The sequence below is a fragment of the Promicromonospora sp. NPDC050262 genome, from assembly GCF_040655935.1.
Taxonomy (GTDB): Bacteria; Actinomycetota; Actinomycetes; order Actinomycetales; family Cellulomonadaceae; genus Promicromonospora.
This window is the reverse complement of the sequence record NZ_JBFAKX010000021.1, coordinates 62349-83215: the sequence shown is the minus strand read 5'-3', so window position 1 is coordinate 83215 and position 20867 is coordinate 62349. Positions and strand designations below refer to the sequence as shown.

Below are 20867 nucleotides of genomic sequence, written 5' to 3'. Positions count from 1 at the left end.
TACCCACTGCGTGCCGAGTTCAGCGCAGCGCGAGCGGGTGGCGCGCCGCCGCGTTGTCACGGGCGCGCTCGGCCTGGGCCTGCTGGCGGGCGACGCGCTCGGCCTCCCTGCGCTGCGCCTCGCGGGCGATGGCGGGGGCTTCGGGACGGCGGCCCGGGGTCGCCGTCGCGAGCGTACGCGGTGCGAGGAGGTGGCGGACCTGCGGGAGGGCGGTGGGGGCGAAGGTGCTCATCGTGGCTGCTCCTGGCTCGGTGTGGGGTAGCTCGTGCGACCCACCCTACGCATGCCAACACACCTTTGCAAGGCTTCCTTTGCAACCAGTTCTTTGGAAGTGGTGCCTCACTCCTCCGGGTCGCGCCGGAACGCGTCCAGGTCGTGGTTCAGGCGCTCCAGCAGCTCGGCGAGCAGGGACCGCTCGAAGGGGGACCAGTCGGTGAGGATCTGGTCGTACATCGCGCTGCGCCGGGCGCGCTCGCGCTCCAGCTGGGCCTTGCCGGACTCCGTCGCCTCCACCCGGACCGCCCGCCCGTCGAGCGGGTCCCGGCTGCGCTGCGCGAACCCGGCCTTCTCCAGGCTGACCACCTGGCGGGTCACGGTCGAGGCGTCGAGGCCCTGGCGCGCGGCGAGCGCGTTGATGCCGAGCGGGCCCTCGGCGTTGAGGACCTGGAGCAGCAGGTAGCCCGACCGTTCCAGCGCGGGGGTGTGGCCGGCGCGGACGGCGCCCGTACGTTCCGCCCGGCGCAGCAGGAGCGCGAGCTGGAGCTCGACGCGCGACAGCGGGGCCTCGCCGGGGTGGTCGTCACCGGCGTTCTCTTCCGTCTCCCTCGACATAGGTGTAGCCTACAGGCATATACCTGTGTGATACAGATAAATCCTGAGGAGGCCGCGTGGCCAGCGCGCGCAACGAACCGAACAAGACAGCCATCTACGCCACCGCGCTCACCGCGTTCTTCGCGATCGCCGGCATCGCCGTCGTCGACCCGATCCTGCCCGTCATCGGTGCGGAGATCGGCGCCACCACCTGGGAGATCGAGCTCCTGTTCACCGCGTACATCGCGGTCATGGCCATCGGCATGATCCCCGCCGTGATGGCCACGGGGAAGTTCGGGTACAAGAAGATCCTGGCGACCGGCGTCACGCTCGTCGCCATCGCCGCCGTGCTGGCCGCGCTGAGCGGAAACATCGTCCAGCTCGCGGTGCTCCGCGGCGTGTGGGGCCTCGGCAACGCGATGTTCTTCGCCACCGCCATGGTGCTGCTCGTCGCCCTCGCCAAGGACCGCGAGTGGGTGGTCGGCCTGTTCGAGACCTGCGTGGGGCTCGGCTTCGCCGTCGGGCCGCTGATCGGCGGGCTGCTCGGGCACATCAGCTGGCGGGTGCCGTTCTTCGTCTGCGGCCTGCTCATGGTCGTCGCCCTGCTGGTCTCCGCCACCCGGCTCAAGGACCCGGCCGAGAAGCCCGCGCCGCTCAAGCTCGGACAGGTCTTCGGCCTGTTCCGCAAGCCGGGCTTCCTGGCACTCGCGGTCGTGACGGCCGCCTACAACTTCGTGTTCTTCGTGGTGCTCGGCTACGTGCCGGTGTTCCTCGGCCTCGACGTCGTGCCGCTCGGCCTGGTGTTCACCGCCTGGGGCATCGGCGTGGCCGTCGGCATCCTCGCGGTGGGCCACAGGCTCGCGCACCGGATCGGGTTCGTGCAGACGCTCGGCGTCGCCGTCGCGGGCGTGCTGGTGTGCGTGGCGCCGCTCGCGATCGGCGTCGGCACGGCGGGCTCCATCGTCGTGACCATCGTGGCCGGTGTGTTCATGGGTATCGCCAACGCGAACCTCACCGACCTGTCGCTCGCGCTCGGCGACCCGGACCGCCGCGTCACGACCGGCGCGTTCAACCTCGTCCGCTGGGGCTTCGCGGCTCCCGCCCCGGTCGTGGCCGGCCTGCTCGCCGAGGGCGTCAGCCCCGCGTCGCCGTTCTGGGTGGCGTCGGCGGTGCTGTTCGTCGGCGTGGTCGTCTTCCTGGTGACGGCGCACCTCATGGCCCGGCCGATCGGGGAGCGCGTGCTCTGGCAGCGCTGGAACAGGGCGGCCAAGGTGGCCGAGCACACGCCCGAGGAGGCCATGTCCGAGCTGTGACGTGGAGCCCTGACCCGTCGTGCGGACGGGCCAGGGCACGCGGTACGGGACGGAATTCGAGCGCCTGTCAATGTCCCCGACGGCTTGCAGGCGGTGTGGCGTACTGCCCTACTCTGTGACTTCGGTCTGATTTCACCCCGTTGGTCCCGCCAGGTCACGACGGCGGCGTCGCGCCGTATGCCCGATCCTCGCCCGCACCGTGGAGTCCTCGTGTTCCGTCTCGCCCGGCTGTCCCTCGCGAACCGAGCCGTCGTAGCACTGGTGACGATCGCGATAGCGGTGTTCGGGGTGCTGAGCATGACCTCCCTGAAGCAGGAGCTCATCCCGTCGCTCCAGCTCCCGACCGGCATCGTGAGCGCGCAGTACCAGGGCTCCTCGCCCGAGGTCGTGGAGGAGCAGGTCACCGACGTGATCGAAGAGGCCATCGCCTCGGTCGACGGGGTCGCGTCGGTACGTTCGACGGCGTCCACGGGCATCTCCCTGACGACGGTCGAGTTCACCTACGGCACCGACATGGAGTCGGCCACCCAGCGCCTCCAGACCGCCGTCGCCGGGGTGCAGCAGGTCCTGCCCGAGGACGTCGAGCCGCAGGTCACGACCGGCTCCGTCGACGACGTGCCCGTGGTCCAGATGGCGGTGTCGGGCGACAAGAGCCCCAACGCCCTCGCCGGAACCGTCGAGGACGTCGTGGTGCCGGCGCTCAAGGAGGTCGACGGCGTCCGCTCCGTTGCCGTGACCGGGCAGAGCGAGACCGAGGTCCGCATCCTGCCGGACCAGGACAAGCTCGCCGCGGCCGGCCTCACGACCGAGGACCTGACCACCGTGCTGCAGGACAACGGCGTGGTCATCCCGGCGGGGGAGATCACCGAGGGCGGCCGTGCGTGGTCGGTCCAGCTCGGCAAGCCGGTCGACATGGTCGACCAGCTCAAGCAGCTTCCCGTGCTGCCCGGAGGCGCGGCGGCCGGCGGCACCGCGACCGGGGGTACCGGAGCGGCCGGGGGCGCGACGACGCAGGACCCGGCCGCCGGCGGTCTGCCGACCGAGCCGGCCGCACCGGTGGAGCTGGGCCAGGTCGCTTCCGTGGAGCTCAAGCCGGTCGAGGCGACGTCCTACTCCCGGCTCGACGGCTCGCCGTCCCTCGGCCTGGCCATCACCAAGACGCCGGAGGCCAACACCGTCGAGGTGTCCCACGCGATCGAGGACGCGCTCGCGGAGCCCGAGGTCGCGGACACGCTGACCGAACGCGCCATCGCGACGGCGGTCGTCTTCGACCAGGCCCCGTTCATCGAGGACTCGATCCACGGTCTGGCCACCGAGGGCGGCCTCGGCCTGCTGTTCGCGGTGCTCGTCATCCTGGTCTTCCTGATGTCGATGCGGTCGACACTCGTGTCCGCGATCTCCATCCCGCTGTCGCTCGCGGTGACGTTCATCGCGATGGACGCGGGCGGCTACACGCTGAACATCCTCACGCTCGGCGCGCTCACCATCTCGATCGGCCGCGTGGTCGACGACGCGATCGTGGTCATCGAGAACATCAAGCGGCACATGTCGTACGGCGAGGAGCGCGGGCCGGCGATCCTCGCGGCGGTGCGCGAGGTCGGCGGGGCCATCGCCGCCTCCACGATCTGCACCGTCGCCGTGTTCCTGCCGATCGCGCTGGTGGGCGGCATGGTGGGCGAGCTGTTCCGGCCGTTCGCGCTGACCGTCTCCATCGCGATGCTGGCCTCGCTCGTCGTGGCCCTGACGATCGTGCCGGTGCTGGCCTACTGGTTCATCCGGCCGCCGAGGAAGGCCCGGCGCGGCGGGGCGGTCGACCGCGAGGCCGCCGAGGAGAAGGAGAGCCGAGGGGTCTGGCAGCGTATCTACGTGCCGACCCTGAACGGCGCGCTGCGGCTGCCCGCCGTCACCATCGGCGTGGCCGTGGCGATCCTCGGCGGCACGGCCGCCCTGGTCCCGAACATGGAGACCAGCTTTCTCGGCGACAGCGGTCAGGACACCGTGACCGTCACGCAGCACTACGCGCCCGGCACCTCGCTCAAGGGCCAGGACGAGGCGGCGCAGCAGGTGGAGGCCGCGCTGGCGGGCGTGGACGCCGTCGACAGCGTGCAGGCCACGGTCGGCAGCGGCGGCGACATGTCGATGGCGGCCTTCGGTGGCGCGAGCGCCGGGCTCAAGGCCAGCTTCGCGATCACTCTCGACGAGGACGCCGACGGCGAGCAGGCCGCCGCGGACATCCGCGCCGCCGTCGTCGACCTGACCGAGGCGCCCGCGACGGAGGTCTCCGTGTCCGCCGGCGACTCCGTGGGCACGTCCTCGATCGACCTCCTCGTCCGCGCCCGCGACGTCGAGACGCTGACGGCGGCCACGAACCAGCTCCAGGAGGCGATGGGCGCCCTGAAGGGTTCGGCCGAGGTCGCCAACGACCTGGCTGCCGCCCAGGAGATCGTCGAGGTGACCGTCGACCGCAAGGCCGCGGCGCAGTTCGGGCTCACCGAGACGCAGGTCTCCGGGATCGCGTCGGCGGCGATGACAGGCGCGCGGGACGTCGGCGAGCTGCAGACCGCGGAGGGGCCGGTGGGCGTCACGCTCTCCGCCGGCGCCGTCCCGACGACGATGGCCGAGATCGGCGAGATCCCCGTCCCGACCGCGGCCGGCGCTGTCCCGCTGAGCGACGTGGCACAGGTGAAGATCGCCAGCTCGCCGACGTCGATCACGCGGATCGACGGCGAGCGGTCGGCCACCGTCTCCGTGACGCCCGCCGGTGACGACCTCGGGGCGGTCACGGACGAGGTCGACGCCGAGATCGCGGCGATCGACCTGCCGGCCGGGGCCACGGTGTCGGTAGGCGGCGCGGCCGCCGACCAGGCCGAGGCCTTCAGCGACCTGGGCCTGGCGCTGGTGGCGGCGATCGCCCTCGTGTTCGTGGTCATGGTCGCGACGTTCCGGAGCCTGGCGCAGCCGTTCATCCTGCTGGTGTCCGTCCCGTTCGCCGCGGTGGGCGCCCTGGTCGCGCTGGTGGCGACGAACACCCCGCTGGGGGTGCCCGCCCTGATCGGCACGCTGCTGCTGGTGGGCATCGTGGTGTCGAACGCGATCGTGCTCATCGACCTCATCAACCAGTACCGCGTGCACGGCATGGGGCTCGACGAGGCCGTGCGCGAGGGCGCTCGCAAGCGGCTGCGGCCGATCGTCATGACGGCCCTGGCCACGGTCTTCGCGCTCACCCCCATGGGGATCGGCGTGACCGGCGGGGGCGCGTTCATCTCGCAGCCGCTCGCGCTGGTCGTGATCGGCGGCCTGGTGTCCTCGACACTGCTGACGCTGTACGTGGTGCCCGTGATCTACACGCTCTTCGAGCGCCGGGCGGAGCGTCGCCGGGCGGCGGACGAGGCCGCCGGCCGGGTCCGCCGTCCGCTGACGGGTGCGCTGGTCAGCGTGGCGACGGGGGCGCTCCGGGCCGTCGGACGGCCGGCCGGAGCGCGGCCGGTGCCAGGCGGTGCGGCGGGCGGAGCCGTGCCCGGCGGTGCGGCGGGGCAGGGCTGGCCCCCGGTCGGGGAGACGTCTTCGCCTCCGCCCGCGACCCAGCGTGCGGCGCACTACGAGGGGCCCCGCCACGGGGGAGCCGACCGTTACGCCCGGCAGCCGCAGGCGCCGCAGGCCTGGCCGGACCAGGCTGCACCGTTCCCGACGGCGGCCTCGCCGCAACAGCCTCCGGCTTCCTCGCCGCAGACGCCCCGACGGCCGGCCGCCCAGCAGCCGGTTCCGCCGCAGTTCGCGCCGCAGCAGCGTGCGCCGCAGCAGGGCGCCGCCCAGCAGTTCGCGCCGCAGGAGCCGCACCACGCGCCGCGGCAACCAGTGCCGCAGCAGAGTTCGCCGTACGCACCGCAGCAGGCGGCGTCACGACAGGACTCGCCGTATGCGCCGCAGCAGCCAGCGCCGCAAGCGGCACCGCAGCAGCCCGTGCCGCAGCAGCCCGTGCCGCAACGGCCCGGCCCACAGCAGCCGGCGTCGCAGTACGTACCGCAGTTCGTGCCGGAGCAGCGTGCGCCGAACAACCCGCAGCAGCCGTACGCCCCGCAGCGGCAGCCGGCGTCGCACGCCGAGCTGCCCCAGCGCCGTCAGGACCCGGAACCGCAGCCGGAGCGCCGGCAACAGAGTCCGCCCCCGATCTGGCCGCACCCGCTCGACCCGATGGACTGACGGCGCGGCGGCTCCGGCGGCGCGGTGAGCGGTCCCGGAAACACGTACTCCCCGAGGCGTGTTGCCGCCGGCAGACAGTGTCTACTCGGAGCTGCACGACTCGGGGAGCACCCGTTCTCCCGCCAGGGAAGGCCCGCGGGCCGAGGACGCTACGCGTCCTGCAGCTTGAGCCGCGCCGACGCGCCGACCAGCACGAGCAGGGTGTATCCGGCGAGCACGCTGATCCCCACCCATGGGTCGAGCACGTCAGGGAACGCGCCTGCGTTCGGCGTGATCTGCGCTCCCGCCACGCTCGGCAGCAGCTTGTTCACCACGCCGACCCACTCCAGCTGGGCGGCCGCGAGGGTCGCGATCTGGAAGATCGTGGGGATCACGAGGAAGATCGCCACCACGGTGAAGATCGCGCCCGCCGTGTGTCGCAGCAGGGCACCGAGGCCCAGGGCGAACAGCGCCACGAGCGTCACGTACAGCACCGTGCCCAGCAGGGCGCGTATCTGGTCGCTGTCCCCGAAGTCCACGGTCGCGTCGTTGGCGTTCAGCAGCGGGTAGGTGACCAGCCAGCTCAGCGCGAGCGACACGACGGTGAGCACCGCGGTCACGAGCACGAGCACCACGGCCTTGCCGAAGAACGCCGGGAGGCGTCCGGGCACCGCCGCGAACGTGGACCGGATCATGCCGGTGGAGTACTCACCGGTGATCATCAGGGCGCCGAGCACCGCGACCACAAGGGCCGCCATCTCGAACCCCGCGGCCACCACGGTGGTCCCGCCGAGCACGCCGCCCATCGCGGCCTGGTCCTCGGGCGAGGCACCCTCCATCTCGTTCCCGACGAGCTGCACGATGAACGCCAGCAGCAGCGCGAAACCGACCATCACCACGACGGTCGCCGCGAGCGTCCACCACGTCGAGCGCAGCGTCCACAGCTTGATCCACTCCGAGCGCAGCACACGCCAGAAGGTGACGTTGTGCACCGGGGTGTGCTCCGTCGTCGGGCCCGACGCCGCTCCGCCTGCCGGGGCGGTGACCGTCGCGCTCATGCCTTGCTCCCCTCGTGGTGGGACGTCGCGGCCGCGACGGCGGCGAGGTCCTCGGACTGGTACTCCACCGAGTCGGCGGTGAGCGACATGTACGCCTCCTCGAGCGTGGACGCGACGGGCGTGAGCTCGTGCAGCACGATCCGTGAGGTGGCGGCCAGCTCGCCGACGGCGGACGCCTCGGCTCCGCGGACCTCCAGCAGGCCGGGCTCGACGTCCTCGACCTCGGCGTTCTTGGCCTTCAGGAGGTCGGCGAGCTCCGTGGCCTGCGGCGACCGGACGCGCACGACCTTGCGGGCGGCGCCGTCCACGAACTCCGCGACCGGCGAGTCGGCGAGGATGCGGCCCTTGCCGATCACGATCACGTGGTCGGCGGTGAGGGCGACCTCGCTCATGAGGTGGCTGGACAGGAAGACCGTACGGCCCTCGGACGCCAGGTACTTCGCGATGTTGCGGACCCAGAGCACGCCCTCCGGGTCGAGGCCGTTGACGGGCTCGTCCAGGATCAGGGTGCGCGGGTCGCCGAGCAGGGCCGCTGCGATACCGAGGCGCTGGCCCATGCCGAGCGAGAAGCCGCCCACACGCTTGCTCGCGACGGACTGGAGACCGGTGAGCTCGATCACCTCGTCGACACGCTTGGTGGCGATGCCGTGCGTGGCGGCCATGGCGAGCAGGTGGTTGCGTGCGGTGCGGCCGGTGTGCACGGCCTTCGCGTCGAGCAGGGCGCCGACCTCGGCCAGCGGACGGCGGTGCGCCGTGTACGGCTTGCCGTTCACCGTGACCGAGCCGGCCGTGGGCCGGTCGAGGCCCACGATCATGCGCATGGTCGTCGACTTGCCGGCGCCGTTGGGGCCGAGGAAGCCCGTCACCTGGCCCGGCTGGACGGTGAACGTGACGTCGTTCACGGCGGTCTTGGCGCCGTACCTCTTCAACAGGCCTCTGGCCTCGATCATCACTTGCCCTTCCAGGAGACTCGTAACTACGAGAGTAGGTAGGGGACATGGCCGGCGCACCCAATACCGGCCCTGATCATCCTGTGGTCGGACCTACTTCATCCGTTGGTATGACCTGGGAACTCCTGGAGTGTCTGCGGCGTTCCCTAGGATGGTCAGACAGACCAGGAGGAGCAGATGAGCAACCCCGTCTTTTCTAGAAGCGACGTCTTCGGTGAGCCCCGTCGCACCGGCGCTGCCGGTGCACGCCGCGGCGGCACCGCCACCTACCCCAACCAGACTCCCGCATACGGCACTCCGCCGCAGCCTGGCCAGTACGGCCAGTACGGCCAGTACGGCGCCGCGGGACAGCAGGCGATGGACGCGTCGCAGCTCGACGCGATGTACCAGTCGCCGTCCGCCACCACGGCGGACACCAAGCGACTGACCTACGACGACGTGATCATCAAGACCGGTGGGCTGCTCGCCCTCCTGGTCGTGGTGGGCGCGGCGACGTGGACGCTCGCGCCGGGCCTGTGGGTCTTCGGCATGATCGCGGGTCTTGTGCTGGGCCTGGTCAACGCGTTCAAGCGCAACCCGAGCCCCGTGCTGATCATCCTGTACACCGTCGCCCAGGGCATGTTCCTCGGTGGCATCTCGGCGTTCTACGAGGCCCAGTTCAGCGGGATCGTCCTGCAGGCGGTGCTCGCGACGGTCGCGACCTTCGCCGGCGCGCTCTTCCTGTTCAAGTCGGGCAAGGTGCGGGTCACCCCCAAGTTCACGCGCTGGCTGATCATCGCGATGGTCGGCTACGCGGCCTTCTCGCTGATCAACCTGGTCCTGGTGTGGACCGGCGTGCTCAGCGGGTGGGGCATGCGTGGTGGCGTGTGGGGCATCGTCATCGGCCTGGTGGCCGTCGGTCTCGCCGCCGCGTCGCTGATCGTCGACTTCGACTCCATCAAGCGTGGTGTCGAGGCGGGCGCCCCGGCCAAGATGGCGTGGGCCGCGGCCTTCGGTCTGCTGGTGACGCTGATCTGGCTGTACCTGGAGTTCCTGCGTCTGCTCGCGATCTTCAACAGCAGCGACTGACGCTCCTCCGGCCGCTGACGCGGTCGGTGCAGGCATGACAGAGGCGTGAACCCCGTCCGGGGTTCACGCCTCTGTCGTGTCCGGCTGCCGTCGTGCCCGCCGGCTGTCCACAGCGGTTTCCACAGCTAGGGGGTCGGCGCCGGCGTCCGGCGGCTCCACACCGCACCGGCGACCAGCAGGCAACCCGTCGCGACGAGAGAGCCGTGCGTGATCCGCAGCTCCGGGCCGCCGAAGAACTGCGGGAGCACCAGCACCAGGCCGAGCGCGAGCGGCAGCCCGATCCACCGCGGGTGCGCACCCGTGCCCCGCGCACCCGAACGCCACAGCGCGACGGCGACGAGCACCCCGGACGCCGCGAGCAGGATCAGCCCGGTGCCGAACGCCGTCACGGCCCACGGCTGCATGCGCAGCACCTCGACCTCGGCGAGCAGACCGAGGTGGCCGTCGCGCAGCGCCGCCTCGGCGAGGGTGCGGATACCGAAGATCTCGGCCCCGAAGTAGAGCGCGGCGAACCCGGCTCCGGCCCAGGCGGTGATCAGCGCCCAGGTCACGCTCCGGACGCCCGCGCCGCGCCCGTCCCCGGCACGGGCACCAGCGCCAGGACCCGCACCGACGAGGACCGTCCGCAGGCCGAGCAGCGCGGGCGCCATCAGGCCCAGGCCGAGGATGCCGCAGAGGTGCGCCACGACCCAGCGGTCGGAGGCGAACGCGGTGGCCAGGTCGGCGTTCGCCACGGTCTCGTCCGGCCAGGGGCGCAGCACGGGGAAGAGCAGAAAGGCGAGCCCCGCCGCCACGAAGGCGACGGTGGTCCAGCGCGCGGTGGTCGAGCGCCCGGCAGCCGGGTGCGCGGTGCGGCCCGTGCCGGAAGAGCGAGCGGTGGTGCCCTGAGCGGTGGTCATCGGTGGCTCCCAGCGGTGTGGTGGTCGAGCACGGTGTCGGGTGCGGCAGGCGCGGTGTCCCGAGCGGCGAGTGCGGTGACCCCCGCGACGAGCATGTCGAGCAGCACGGCGAAGCTCTGGTCGACGTCCTCCCGCATCCGGAAGCCGCCCCCGAGCTCCAGCACGACGAAGCCGTGGAAGCCGGCCCGGACCGCGCGGATGGCATCGATCAGGCGCTCGTCGGGCAGGCCGAAGCCGTGCAGCACGGCGCCGATCACCTGGACGCTCTCGGCGGCCGCCTCGCGCAGGCCCGCGTCGGCCGGGTCCTCCGGGTCGGGACCGACCTGGGTGGCCCCGTACCTGCCGGGGTGGGCGTGCGCGTAGGTGCGCCACGAGGTCGCCAGCGCGCGCAGGGCGTCGCTCCCGGCCCGGCCGACGGTCGCCGACGTCGCGGCGGCCGTGACCTCCCGGACGGCGATCAGCGCGACCTCGCGGCGCAGGTCCGCCAGCGATCCGACGTGCTTGTACAGGCTGGGGGCCGCGACCCCGGCCTTCGCGGCGACCTTGGCGAGGGTCAGGTCCGCGTAGCCGCGCGCCCCGCCGTCGTCGACCACCTCCAGCGCCAGGCGCACCACGGCGTCGTGCGACAGGCCCGCCCTAGGCATTCCGGCCGCCGTCCGCGACGTCGCCGGCACCGCCGGCCGCGGCCCCGTTCGCGCTCTCGGCCGGCAGGCCCGGGAGCCCGGCGAGGAAGTCGAGCACGGCCGGCACCACGACGTCGGGCGCCTGGTGCTGCGGGTAGTGCCCCACCTCGTCGACCAGGACGCCGCGCGACCCGATCGTCTCCGTGATCCAAGCGAGCTCCGCCGCGGGGTCCGCGAAGTCGGGGTCGAGCGCGCCGACCACGGCCAGCGACGGCGCCGCGACGTCGGACAGCCGGGCCTCGACCACCGAGTGGTCGAGCGCCAGGGAGAGGTCGCGGAAGGAGCGCAGGTGTCCCGGCTCGCGCAGGCTCTGCCGGACGGCGGCGACGTGCTCGGCGTGCCGGGCCGAGCGGCGGCCCTTGCTGATCGACGAGTAGTAGGCGCCCCAGAACGCGGCGCCCCAGGGCCGGGCGAGGAGCACGCGGAGGGCGAGCCGCATGGTCCGCTGCATCGCCGGGGAGCCCGGCTGGCGCAGGAGCGGGCTGAGCAGCACGAGCCCGCGCACGAGCTCAGGACGCTCGGCGGCCGCCCAGGCGGCGGCGGACGCCGCCATCGAGTTGCCGAGCAGCACGGCCGGCCCGGCGCCGAGGTGCTCGACGAGGGCGAGGAAGTCCGTGCCGGTGGCGTCGTCGCCGTGCGTGCGGAACGTGGTGTCGGAGTCGCCGTGGCCGCGCAGGTCCGCGACGACCACGCGGTAGCCGGCGTCGACGAGCGCGGGCGCGAGGTCGTCGTAGGTGGACCGCAGGTCGCCCATGCCGGGCATGGCGACGACGAGGGGGCCGGACCCCTCGTCGGTGTAGGCGATGTTGCCCTCGGGCCGTGCGAGGGCGGCCACCTGGTTGCTCTGGCTGGTTGTCATAGCTGTAAAGCTACGCCCATTAGCCAACCGGCGCAAGACCCTCCGAAAACAAGATGAGTGCGGGATCTTCGCCCTCGGCCGGGGCCGGCCAGGGCGAAGATCCCGCACTCAGCGGGGGATACGACGGATCACATCGGGCGGGGCACCCCGAAGTAGCCCTTCTCGGCCTCGCCGCTCTCCGCCTTGATCACGTGCATCACGGCGTTGATCAGGGCCAGGTGCGTGAACGCCTGCGGGAAGTTGCCCAGGTGCCGGCCGCTGCCGGGATCGATCTCCTCGGCGTACAGGTCCAGCGAGGACGCGTAGCCGAGCAGCCGCTCGCACAGCGCCCGGGCGCGCTCCACCTCGCCGATCTCGACCAGCGCGGACACCAGCCAGAACGAGCAGATGGTGAAGGAGCCCTCCTCGCCGCGCAGGCCGTCGTCGGTCTCGTCCGTGCGGTACCGCAGCACCAGGCCGTCCTCGGTGAGCTCGTCCGCGATCGCCAGGACGGTCGCCCGCACGCGCTCGTCGTCCGGCGGCAGGAACCGCAGCAGCGGCACCAGCAGCAGCGACGCGTCCAGCGCCGGGTCGCCGTAGCGCTGCGTGAAGACGCCGCGGTCGTCCACGCCCTTGGTGCAGATGTCGTCGGCGATCTCGTCGGCGATCTTCTGCCACGCCTTGGCATAGTCGGGCTCGTCGTACAGCCGGGCGAGCTTGGCGCCGCGGTCCATCGCCACCCAGCACATGAGCTTGGAGCTGGTGAAGTGCTGCGGCTCGCCGCGCACCTCCCAGATGCCCCGGTCCGGCTCGTGCCAGTGCTTCATGGCCTCCTCGACCTGCCGCTTGAGGATGGGCCACAGGGACTCGGGAAGCTGGTCGCGCGACTTCGCGTGCAGCCACACGGAGTCCAGCACCGCGCCCCACACGTCGTGCTGGCGCTGGTCGTACGCGGCATTGCCGATCCGGACGGGCTGGGCGCCCTCGTAGCCGGACAGGTGCGGCAGCTCGAACTCCTCCAGCGTCTCCTCGCCGCCCACCCCGTACATGATCTGGAGCTGCCGGTTGTCGCGGCAGACGTCCTGGATGAAGGCGAAGAAGTCGTTGGCCTCGCGCTCCAGGCCCAGCGTGTACAGGCCCCACAGCGCGAAGGTCGAGTCGCGGATCCACGCGTACCGGTAGTCCCAGTTGCGCTCGCCGCCCGGCGTCTCGGGCAGCGACGTCGTCGCCGCGGCGATCAGCGCGCCCGTGGGGGAGTAGGTCAGCCCCTTCAGGGTCAGTGCGGAGCGCTGCAGGTAGACGCGCCACGGGTGGTCCGGGAACGTGCCCTGCGTGATCCAGTCGCGCCAGAACCGCTCGGTGCGCCACATGGCGTCGAGGGCTTCCTTGTAGCTGGTCGGCGGGTCCTGCGAGCCCCAGGACATCGCCACGAAGTGCTCGTCGCCCTGCGACATCCGCGTGCGCGCCGTCGCCCGCTTGCCCTCCAGCCCGAACCGCAGGCTGGACCGCAGGTGCACGTCCGGGGTGGCATCGCCGATCTTGGCGACGACCGCGGAGTAGCCGCTGTTCTCGTACTCCCAGTCCACCTCGGACCGTGCGTAGTCGGGGCGCGGCTCGCACTCGACCTCGACCTCGACCGTGCCCGACACGCACTTGATGGTGCGCAGCAGGATGTGCTCGGCGTCGTCGTCGGTGGGGGTGCGACGGTGCGTCCCGGACCGCGACTCCAGGTCGTGCCACGGCCCCATCAGCATGGCGTCGCGCACCACGAGCCAGCCGGTCTCCGTCTGCCACGTGGTCTCGAGGATGAGCGTGCCGGGCAGGTAGCGGCGCGCGCTGGGCACGCGGACGCCGTGCGGGCCCACGCGGAAGTGGCCGGCTCCCCGGTCGAGGATCTTGGCGAAGATGCTGGGCGAGTCGGGGCGGGGGATGCACATCCACTCCACGCTGCCCGACGGCGCGATCAGCGCGTTGGCCTCGCAGTCCGACAGGAACCCGTACTCGCCGATGTGCGGGAACTTGCTGCGCCCGTCCCAGGCCTGCGGGGAGGCGCCGTCGCTCGACGTGTGCCGTTTCACCGGGCCCGGACTCGCGGGCGTCGGCTTCTGGTTGCGCCGGGAGGGCTTGCCGGCGGCAGGGGCGCCGGCCCCCTGCGCGTCAATCGATTCGAGCGTCATGAGGATCAAGGGTTCCGCACGTTCCGCGCGCCTGGCAAGCCGGATCTGTGTGACGCGCGGAACCTGTCCGCATGCTCCACGAAACAGATTCGCGGGTCGTGTCGATCCACCTGTTTCCTGTTCGACCTGTGGATGAGAAGGTCCCACCAGGGACCGGAAAACCACGGAGGAGAAGAAGCCATGGCGAAGTACATGCTGATCATGCGAGCGACCGACGAGACGGTGGTTGCCTACCAGAACATGGACTTCCAGAAGATCATCAACGACATGGGCGCGTTCAACGAGGAGATGATCAAGGCCGGCGTGCTCGTGGCCGGCGAAGGGCTCGAGGATGCCGCCGACTCCGTCGTCGTCGACTACTCCACCGAGACGCCGGTCGTGACCGACGGGCCCTACGGCGAGACCAAGGAGCTGTTCAACGGCTTCTGGATCCTCGACGTGGCCTCGAAGGAGGAGGCCGTCGAGTGGGCCAAGCGCGCACCGCTCGCCGGGCCCGGCAGCAAGGCGGAGATCCGCAAGGTCACCGAGCTCGACCAGTTCCCGCAGGACAACGAGCACATCCAGAACGAGCGGGCCTGGCGCGAGTCCACCGGCCAGCTCTGAGGCCGGGCCGGCAGGACAGCGGCAGGAAGGGCGGGGAGATGGACGACGACGCCGCACGGCGGGCCGTCGAGGCGGTCTGGCGGATCGAGTCCGCGCGCATCGTCGGCGCGCTCACCCGCTACACCCGCGACTTCGAGCTCGCCGAGGACGTGGCCCAGGAGGCGCTCGCCGCGGCGCTCGTCTCCTGGCCCCGCGACGGCACGCCGCGCGACCCCGCGGCGTGGCTCATCGCGACGGCCCGGCGCCGGGCGATCGACGCCTACCGGCGTCGGGCCGGGCGGGACGAGCGGTATGCCGCGCTCGCGCACGGCCTGGCCGAGGGCGAGGTGGTGGTGGGCGGCCCGACGGCGCCCGGGGCCGGCGCCGGTGCAGGCGACCCGGGCGCCGAGCCGGCACTGCTCGACCCCGAGCGGATCGACGACGACGTGCTCGCCCTCATGTTCGTCTCGTGCCACCCGGTGCTGTCCCGGGAGGCGCGGATCGCGCTGACCCTGCGTGTCGTGGGTGGTCTGACCAGCGAGGAGATCGCCCGCGCTTTTCTCGTGCCCGTCGCGACGGTCCAGGCGCGCATCACACGCGCCAAGAAGACCATCGCGGCGGCGCGGGTCCCGTTCGAGGTGCCCGACGGTGAGGACCGGGTCGCCCGGCTCTCGTCGGTGCGGAACGTGCTGTATGTGATCTTCACGGAGGGCTCGTCGGCGACGTCGGGCGACGACTGGATCCGGCACGACCTGGCGCGCGAGGCCGTGCGCCTGACCCGGGTGCTGACCCGGCTGGCCCCCGAGCCCGAGACGTTCGGCCTGCTCGCGCTGCTGGAGCTGACCGCTGCCCGGTTCCCGGCCCGGACGGGGCCCTCGGGGGAGCCGATCCTCCTGGAGGACCAGGACCGGCGTCGCTGGGACCGCGCGGCGATCACCCGCGGCCGGGCGGCGCTCCGGCGCGGCGTGGGCCCGGCGGGCATGGGCAGCTACGCGCTGCAGGCGGCGATCGCCGAGTGTCACGCGGTGGCCGCCTCCGTGCCGGAGACCGACTGGGAGCGGATCGTGGTGCTCTACGAGGCGCTGGGCCGTATCGCGCCGTCGCCCGTGGTGGACCTGAACCGGGCCGTGGCCGTCGCGATGGCGCACGGGCCCGACCTGGGGCTGCGGGTCGTGGACGGCCTGGCCGACCAGGGTGTGCTCGCCGGGTCGCACCTCCTGCCCGGCGTCCGGGGCGAGCTGCTGTCGCGGCTCGGCCGCACCGCCGAGGCCCGTGGCGAGTACCTCCGCGCGGCGGAGCTCTGCGGCAACGCCGCGGAACGCGGAGTCCTGGAGGCCAAGGCGGCAGCCCTCCCGTAACCCGCCCGCCCCGCGAGCACCGTTGAGTGCTGGATATTCGCCCTCGCGAAACGTTGTCGAAGGGCGAATACCCAGCACTCAACGGTCTAGGGGGTGGGGAGCCAGGCGAGGGTCTGCTCCGTTTCCGTCGTGGGGCGGTACTCGCAGCCGACCCAGCCGGTGTAGCCCGTCGCGTCGAGCGCGCGGAAGAAGGCCTCGAAGTCGATCGTCCCCGTCCCCGGCTCGCCGCGGCCGGGGGAGTCGGCGACCTGCACGTGGCCGACGGCGCCGGCCACGCGACCGATGTCCACCACCACGTCCGCGCCGTTGTTGTGCAGGTGGTAGGCGTCGAAGAGGACGGCGGCGCCGTCGCCCACGCGGTCGACCACGGCCAGCGCGTCGTCCAGGGTCCGCACGGGGTAGTCCCCGTTCTCGCCGCGCGTCAGGGGCTCGACCAGCACGGTCGCGCCGACCTCGCCGAGCGCGTCGACCGCGCGGCGCAGGTTGCGTGTCGCGACCTCGTCCTGGGCCTCGCCCGGGACGCCCGGCAGGCGCTGCCCGTACAGCGCGTTGACGCACGCACAGCCGGTCGCCTCGACGATCGTGCGGACCACGGCGAGGTTCGCCGCAAGCTCATCGGCTCGGTCGGGGTGCGACACGATGCCGCGCTCCCCGCCCGGCATGTCCCCGGCGAACAGGTTGATCCCCGTCAGCCGCACCTCCGCGTCGTCCAGCGCCCGGACGAACGCGCCGACCTGGGCGGCGGAGGGCTCCGGCGTCTCGAACGGCCACCAGCACTCCACCGCCTCGAACCCGGCGGCCCGGGCGCGGGCGAACCGTTCCGGCAGCGGCACCTCGCTGAACAGGAGGGAGACGTTGGCGGCGAACCTGGGCATCGAGCTCTCCGATCTTCGGGCATTGACCACGACAGGTATATCGAAATACCCTTCCTCAGGCCAGGGTCGATGCGCAAGCAGGATCGCAGTGATCAATCGATAGATCATCGAACGAGGGAGTTCGGTCATATGGCAGTCGTGGGCTTTGTCGGGCTGGGCGTCATGGGGCGGCCGATGGCGGCCAACCTCGTCCGCGCCGGGCACGAGGTGCGGGCGTTCAGCCGGGGAGCGGCCGGCCGGGCGAGTGCCGCCGAGCTCGGGGTACCGGTCGTGGCGAGCGTGGCCGAGGCGGTCCGGGGCGCCGACGTCGTGCTCACGATGCTCCCCGACACCCCCGACGTCCGCGCCGTCGCGCTCGGGCCGGACGGCGTGCTGGAGCACCTCGCGCCGTCGGGCGCCTACATCGACCTGAGCACCATCGAGCCCGGGGCCGCGCGCGAGATCGCGGCACGGTTCACGGAGGCGGGACACGACGCGCTCGACGCCCCCGTCTCCGGCGGCGAGGCCGGGGCCCGCGAGGGCACGCTCTCGATCATGGTCGGCGGGCCGGCCGACGTGGCCGAGCGGTGGCGCGGCCTGCTCGGCGCGATGGGCACCACCGTCGTGCGCGTGGGCGAGGCGGGCGGGGGACAGGTGGTCAAGGCCGCCAACCAGCTCGTGGTCGCCGCCCACCTTCAGGCGCTCGCCGAGGCCGTGGTCTTCCTGGAGGCGCACGACGCCGACGTCGCCACGGGGCTCTCCGTCATCGCGCGCGGGCTCGGCGGCAGCACCGTCATCGACCGCAAGGCGGGCGGCGTGCTGGCCGGGGACTACACGCCGGGCTTCCGCCTGGAGCTGCACCACAAGGACCTCGGCATCGTCGAGGGTGCCGCGCGCGCCCGCGGGGCGGTGCTCCCGGTGACCGCCCTGGTCGGCCGGCTCGTCCAGTCGCTGGTGCAGCGCGGGGACGGCGGCCGCGACCACTCGGCGCTGGTGGCGCTGGCCCGCGAGCTCAACGGGACGGAGGCGCGATGAGCCTGACCACGCAGCAGCCCGGCACCGGCGAACAGGTCCGCCCCGGCTGGTGGGACGAGCCGTTCCAGGTGTTCCAGACCAACCTCCGCGAGATCGACGCGGGACTCGACGTCGAGCGCACGCTGGACGACGTCGAGCGGCACGGCGCGAACGTCTGGCTGCTCAACGTGGGCGGCATCCTCTCGCACTACCCGACCGGGCTCGACTTCCAGACCCGCAACCCGCACCTGGCCGGGCGCCCCGGGGGCGACCTCGTCGGGGACGCGCTGGCGGCCGCCCGGCGCCGGGGCGTCCGGCTGCTGGCCCGGATGGACTTCTCCAAGGTGGCCCCCGCGATCGCCGACGCGCACCCGGACTGGCTCTACGTCTCGCCGTCGGGCGAGCGGCAGGTCTTCGAGGGGCTGGTCAGCGTCTGCCCCAGCGCCGGGTACTACCAGGAGCGGATCTTCGACGTCCTCGACGAGGTCCTCGACCGCTACGCCGTGGACGGCTTCTTCTTCAACTGGTTCGGCTTCAACGAGCGGGACTACGCCGGCCGGGTGCACGGCGTCTGCCACTGCGCGGCGTGCGTCGTGGGGTTCCGGGAGCACACCGGGCTCGACCGGCTGCCGGACCGCGCGGGCGACGACGGTTACCGGCGCTGGCGCGGCTACGCCACCGCCACCATCGAGGCGCTGACGGCGCGGGTGCGGGCCCACATCGCCGCGCGCCGCCCCGACGCCGGGCTGATCCTCGGCACGGCCGCGGACGTGCTGTTCCACGAGGCGAACAACGCGATCGGCCGCACGCTGTGGCCGTACGCCACCGGCGAGGCGGTCAGCGCGCTGCGCTCGTCCCGGCCCGGCAAGCCGGTCCTGGTCAACGCCGTCGCGTTCTGGGACATGCCGTACCGGCTCGCCGACGAGCAGCCCGAGATGCTCGGCCAGTACCTCGCGCAGGCGATCTCGCGCGGCGCCAACCCGTCGACCTACATCATGGGCCCCACCGGCGGCATCGCCTACGGCGGGCTGGACTCCGCGGCCGCGGTCACGCGGTTCCACCGCGACCACCGGCGCGAGTACACGGGGCTGGCGCCAGCGGCCGAGGTGGGCCTGGTGCGCCCCGACCCCCTGGACGACGACGGCCGCCACGGCACCGGCACGGCCGAGCACCGCGGCCTGCTCACCGGCCTCGTCGAGCGGCACGTTCCGTTCGACGTGGTGCCCGTGGGGGCACTGGAGACGCAGGACGTGGACGCGCGGTTCCGGGTGCTCGTGCTGCCCGACCTGCCCTCTCTGCCGCCGGGCGTCGTCGCGGCGCTCGACCGGTTCGTCCGCGGCGGTGGCTCCCTCGTGGCGACCGGCCGGAGCGGGATCGGCGCCGACGGGTCGGTGGTCGACTGGTTCCCCGGGGAGCGGCAGGTCGAGGTGGTCGTCGACCGGGACGCGCTGAAGTCGAGCTACGTGCGGCTCGACGGCGCCGCCCGGGAGGCCGGGGGCCGGGCCGCCGACGAGGTCGAGGGCGCCGTGCTGGTCCCTCGGCACGGCCGGCACCACCGGCTCGCGTGGCGGTCCGACGTCGTCGGCAGGTATCTGCTGATCGAGAGCGCTCCCTACGGGCCGCCGGAGAAGGCGTACGGGCACGTGCCCGGTACCGAGCACGTGGCCGGGGAGCGTCGGCACGGCGCCGGCACGGTGGTCCAGCTGTCCTGGGTCGCCGGCACCGCCTACCTGGACACCCGGCTGACCCGGATCCGGGACGTGGCGGTGGACCTCGTGGTCGAGCGCCTCCTGGACCGGCCCGAGGGGCGCCTGCCGGTCACGGTCGAGGCCCCGGAGCAGGTCGAGGTCGTCGTCGGACGCTCGGCGGCGGGGCTCGTGGTGCACCTGCTCAACCACTCCGGCCAGCGCGGCAACGGGTACGGCCCGGCGGTCCCGGTGCACCACGTCACGGTGCGCGCGGCGGGGCTTGCCGGGCGCGCGGCGCGCACCCTGGCGGGCGCCGCGTCCGTGCTGGACGACGGCGAGGACCTGCTGGTCCGGATCGCCGACGTGGCCGAGCTCGAGGTGGTCGTGATCGAGGACGGCGGCCGGGCGGCCGACGGGGGGCTCTCATGACCGACGTGGTGATCGTCCGGGGCGGTCAGGGCGAACGGGTCGTGGACCAGGTCCGCGCCGCCCACCCCGGGCTCGTCGTCGCCACCGCGGACGACGCCGGTGCGCTGCGCGCGGCGACGGTCGCGGCGGGCCGCCTCACGGACGACGAGGTCGCGGCCATGCCGCTCCTGGCCTGGGTGCACTCCTGGGCGGCGGGCGTGGAGTCCGACGTCGGGCCGGCGCTGCGGCGTCGCGCGACGGGACCTTCCGCGAGGCCGGGCGCGCCGGCAGAGGTGACCGTGACGTCGTCGGCCGGGAACGGGGCGGTCCCCCTGGCCGAGCACGCGCTCATGCTCATGCTGATGCTGAGCCGGCAGGCCCTGCGTTGGGGCGACGCTCAGCGGGGGCACCGCTGGGAGCGGTTCACGCACGGCGAGCTCGCCGGACGGACCGTGGGCATCTACGGCTACGGCAACGTCGGGCGCGAGCTCGCGGTGCGGGCGCGGGCGTTCGGCATGCGCGTGGTGGCGCTCCGTCGTCGGCCCGCGGAGCCCGGCGACCCGGTGGACCGCATGCTGCCCCCGGACGCGGTGGACGAGCTGGCCGCCGTCAGCGACTTCCTGGTCGTGGCCGCGCCGCTCACCGACCAGACGGCCGGGGCGATCGGGCTGCGGACCCTGCGTGCGCTGGGCCCGGAGGGGCACCTCGTGGTGGTCTCGCGCGGCGGGATCGTGCGCGAGGCCGACCTGGTCGCCGCCGTCCGCGACGGTGTGGTCGCCGGGGCAGGCCTGGACGCTCACGCCACCGAGCCGTTGCCCCCGGACTCACCCCTGTGGGACCTGCCCCGCACCATCGTCACCCCGCACAACGGGGCCACGACGGCCGCCACCGCGGACCGCGGCACGGCGATCTTCCTCGACAACCTGGACCGATGGCTCGCGCGGCGGCCGCTGCGCAACGTCGTCGACGTCGGGCGCCTGCCCTGACA

At 72.9% G+C, this 20867-nt stretch carries 17 protein-coding genes; 8 read left to right on the top strand and 9 right to left on the bottom strand.

Features of this window, described 5'->3' with window-relative positions; translation table 11 throughout:
• Window positions 1-19: 19 nt before the first annotated feature.
• The gene (locus tag AB0I29_RS23970) at window positions 20-232 is read right to left on the bottom strand and encodes a hypothetical protein (RefSeq protein WP_357486422.1); all 213 of its coding nucleotides are present in this window, start codon (window positions 230-232) and stop codon (window positions 20-22) included.
• A 107-nt stretch (window positions 233-339) separates the two neighbouring features.
• The gene (locus tag AB0I29_RS23965) at window positions 340-831 is read right to left on the bottom strand and encodes a MarR family transcriptional regulator (RefSeq protein ID WP_357486421.1); all 492 of its coding nucleotides are present in this window, start codon (window positions 829-831) and stop codon (window positions 340-342) included.
• Between the two features lie 56 nt (window positions 832-887).
• Here AB0I29_RS23965 and AB0I29_RS23960 point away from each other — a divergent pair, with 56 nt between their 5' ends.
• Window positions 888-2123 carry an MFS transporter gene (locus tag AB0I29_RS23960; protein WP_357486420.1) on the top strand — a complete coding sequence of 412 codons (1236 nt, stop codon included), beginning with the start codon at window positions 888-890 and terminating at the stop codon, window positions 2121-2123.
• 210 nt (window positions 2124-2333) lie between these two features.
• Window positions 2334-6323: an efflux RND transporter permease subunit gene (locus AB0I29_RS23955; RefSeq protein WP_357486419.1), complete on the top strand. Its 3990-nt coding sequence runs from the start codon at window positions 2334-2336 to the stop codon at window positions 6321-6323.
• A gap of 149 nt (window positions 6324-6472) precedes the next feature.
• Here AB0I29_RS23955 and AB0I29_RS23950 read toward each other — a convergent pair whose 3' ends face one another.
• Together AB0I29_RS23950 and AB0I29_RS23945 are read right to left on the bottom strand one after the other, a co-directional pair.
• On the bottom strand, window positions 6473-7360 hold the full coding sequence (locus AB0I29_RS23950) for an ABC transporter permease subunit (RefSeq protein WP_285105795.1): 888 nt from the start codon (window positions 7358-7360) through the stop codon (window positions 6473-6475).
• A complete protein-coding gene (locus AB0I29_RS23945) occupies window positions 7357-8310 on the bottom strand; it encodes an ATP-binding cassette domain-containing protein (RefSeq protein ID WP_285105796.1) in 954 nt (317 codons plus the stop codon). Before AB0I29_RS23945 ends, AB0I29_RS23950 begins: the two co-directional genes overlap by 4 nt.
• Before the next feature lie 177 nt (window positions 8311-8487).
• Here AB0I29_RS23945 and AB0I29_RS23940 point away from each other — a divergent pair, with 177 nt between their 5' ends.
• Window positions 8488-9378, top strand: a complete 891-nt coding sequence (locus AB0I29_RS23940; RefSeq protein WP_357486418.1) for a Bax inhibitor-1/YccA family protein — start codon at window positions 8488-8490, stop codon at window positions 9376-9378.
• 125 nt (window positions 9379-9503) lie between these two features.
• On the opposite strand, the gene AB0I29_RS23935 is transcribed toward AB0I29_RS23940, so the two are convergent.
• The 4 genes from AB0I29_RS23935 to AB0I29_RS23920 form a co-directional block, all read right to left on the bottom strand.
• Entirely contained in the window at window positions 9504-10277 is a 774-nt protein-coding gene (locus tag AB0I29_RS23935; RefSeq protein WP_357486417.1) for a hypothetical protein, read from the bottom strand.
• Window positions 10274-10921: a TetR-like C-terminal domain-containing protein gene (locus AB0I29_RS23930; RefSeq protein WP_357486416.1), complete on the bottom strand. Its 648-nt coding sequence runs from the start codon at window positions 10919-10921 to the stop codon at window positions 10274-10276. The genes AB0I29_RS23935 and AB0I29_RS23930 overlap by 4 nt, the downstream gene beginning before the upstream one ends.
• The gene (locus AB0I29_RS23925) at window positions 10914-11819 is read right to left on the bottom strand and encodes an alpha/beta hydrolase (RefSeq protein ID WP_357486415.1); all 906 of its coding nucleotides are present in this window, start codon (window positions 11817-11819) and stop codon (window positions 10914-10916) included. Before AB0I29_RS23925 ends, AB0I29_RS23930 begins: the two co-directional genes overlap by 8 nt.
• A 128-nt stretch (window positions 11820-11947) precedes the next feature.
• Window positions 11948-13975, bottom strand: coding sequence for a glycoside hydrolase family 15 protein (locus tag AB0I29_RS23920; RefSeq protein ID WP_285105801.1), 2028 nt, complete (start codon window positions 13973-13975; stop codon window positions 11948-11950).
• Between the two features lie 180 nt (window positions 13976-14155).
• Between AB0I29_RS23920 and AB0I29_RS23915 the strand changes: the two genes are divergently transcribed.
• Together AB0I29_RS23915 and AB0I29_RS23910 are read left to right on the top strand one after the other, a co-directional pair.
• Window positions 14156-14578 (top strand): YciI family protein, encoded by a 423-nt coding sequence (locus tag AB0I29_RS23915; protein ID WP_285105802.1) that lies wholly within the window; start codon window positions 14156-14158, stop codon window positions 14576-14578.
• Window positions 14579-14616: 38 nt separating this feature from the next.
• Entirely contained in the window at window positions 14617-15915 is a 1299-nt protein-coding gene (locus AB0I29_RS23910; RefSeq protein WP_357486412.1) for a sigma-70 family RNA polymerase sigma factor, read from the top strand.
• Window positions 15916-16001: 86 nt separating this feature from the next.
• Here the strand turns inward: AB0I29_RS23910 and AB0I29_RS23905 are convergent, their stop codons facing one another.
• Window positions 16002-16790, bottom strand: a complete 789-nt coding sequence (locus AB0I29_RS23905) for a TIM barrel protein (protein ID WP_357486410.1) — start codon at window positions 16788-16790, stop codon at window positions 16002-16004.
• 129 nt (window positions 16791-16919) lie between these two features.
• On the opposite strand from AB0I29_RS23905, the gene AB0I29_RS23900 reads away from it, so the two are divergent.
• Genes AB0I29_RS23900 through AB0I29_RS23890 form a run of 3 tightly spaced genes read left to right on the top strand, consistent with a single transcriptional unit; the run spans window position 16920 to window position 20865 of the window.
• A complete protein-coding gene (locus AB0I29_RS23900; RefSeq protein ID WP_357486408.1) occupies window positions 16920-17804 on the top strand; it encodes an NAD(P)-binding domain-containing protein in 885 nt (294 codons plus the stop codon).
• Window positions 17801-19900, top strand: coding sequence for an alpha-amylase family protein (locus AB0I29_RS23895; protein WP_357486406.1), 2100 nt, complete (start codon window positions 17801-17803; stop codon window positions 19898-19900). The genes AB0I29_RS23900 and AB0I29_RS23895 overlap by 4 nt, the downstream gene beginning before the upstream one ends.
• A complete protein-coding gene (locus tag AB0I29_RS23890) occupies window positions 19897-20865 on the top strand; it encodes a D-2-hydroxyacid dehydrogenase (RefSeq protein ID WP_357486404.1) in 969 nt (322 codons plus the stop codon). Before AB0I29_RS23895 ends, AB0I29_RS23890 begins: the two co-directional genes overlap by 4 nt.
• Window positions 20866-20867 lie beyond the last annotated feature (2 nt).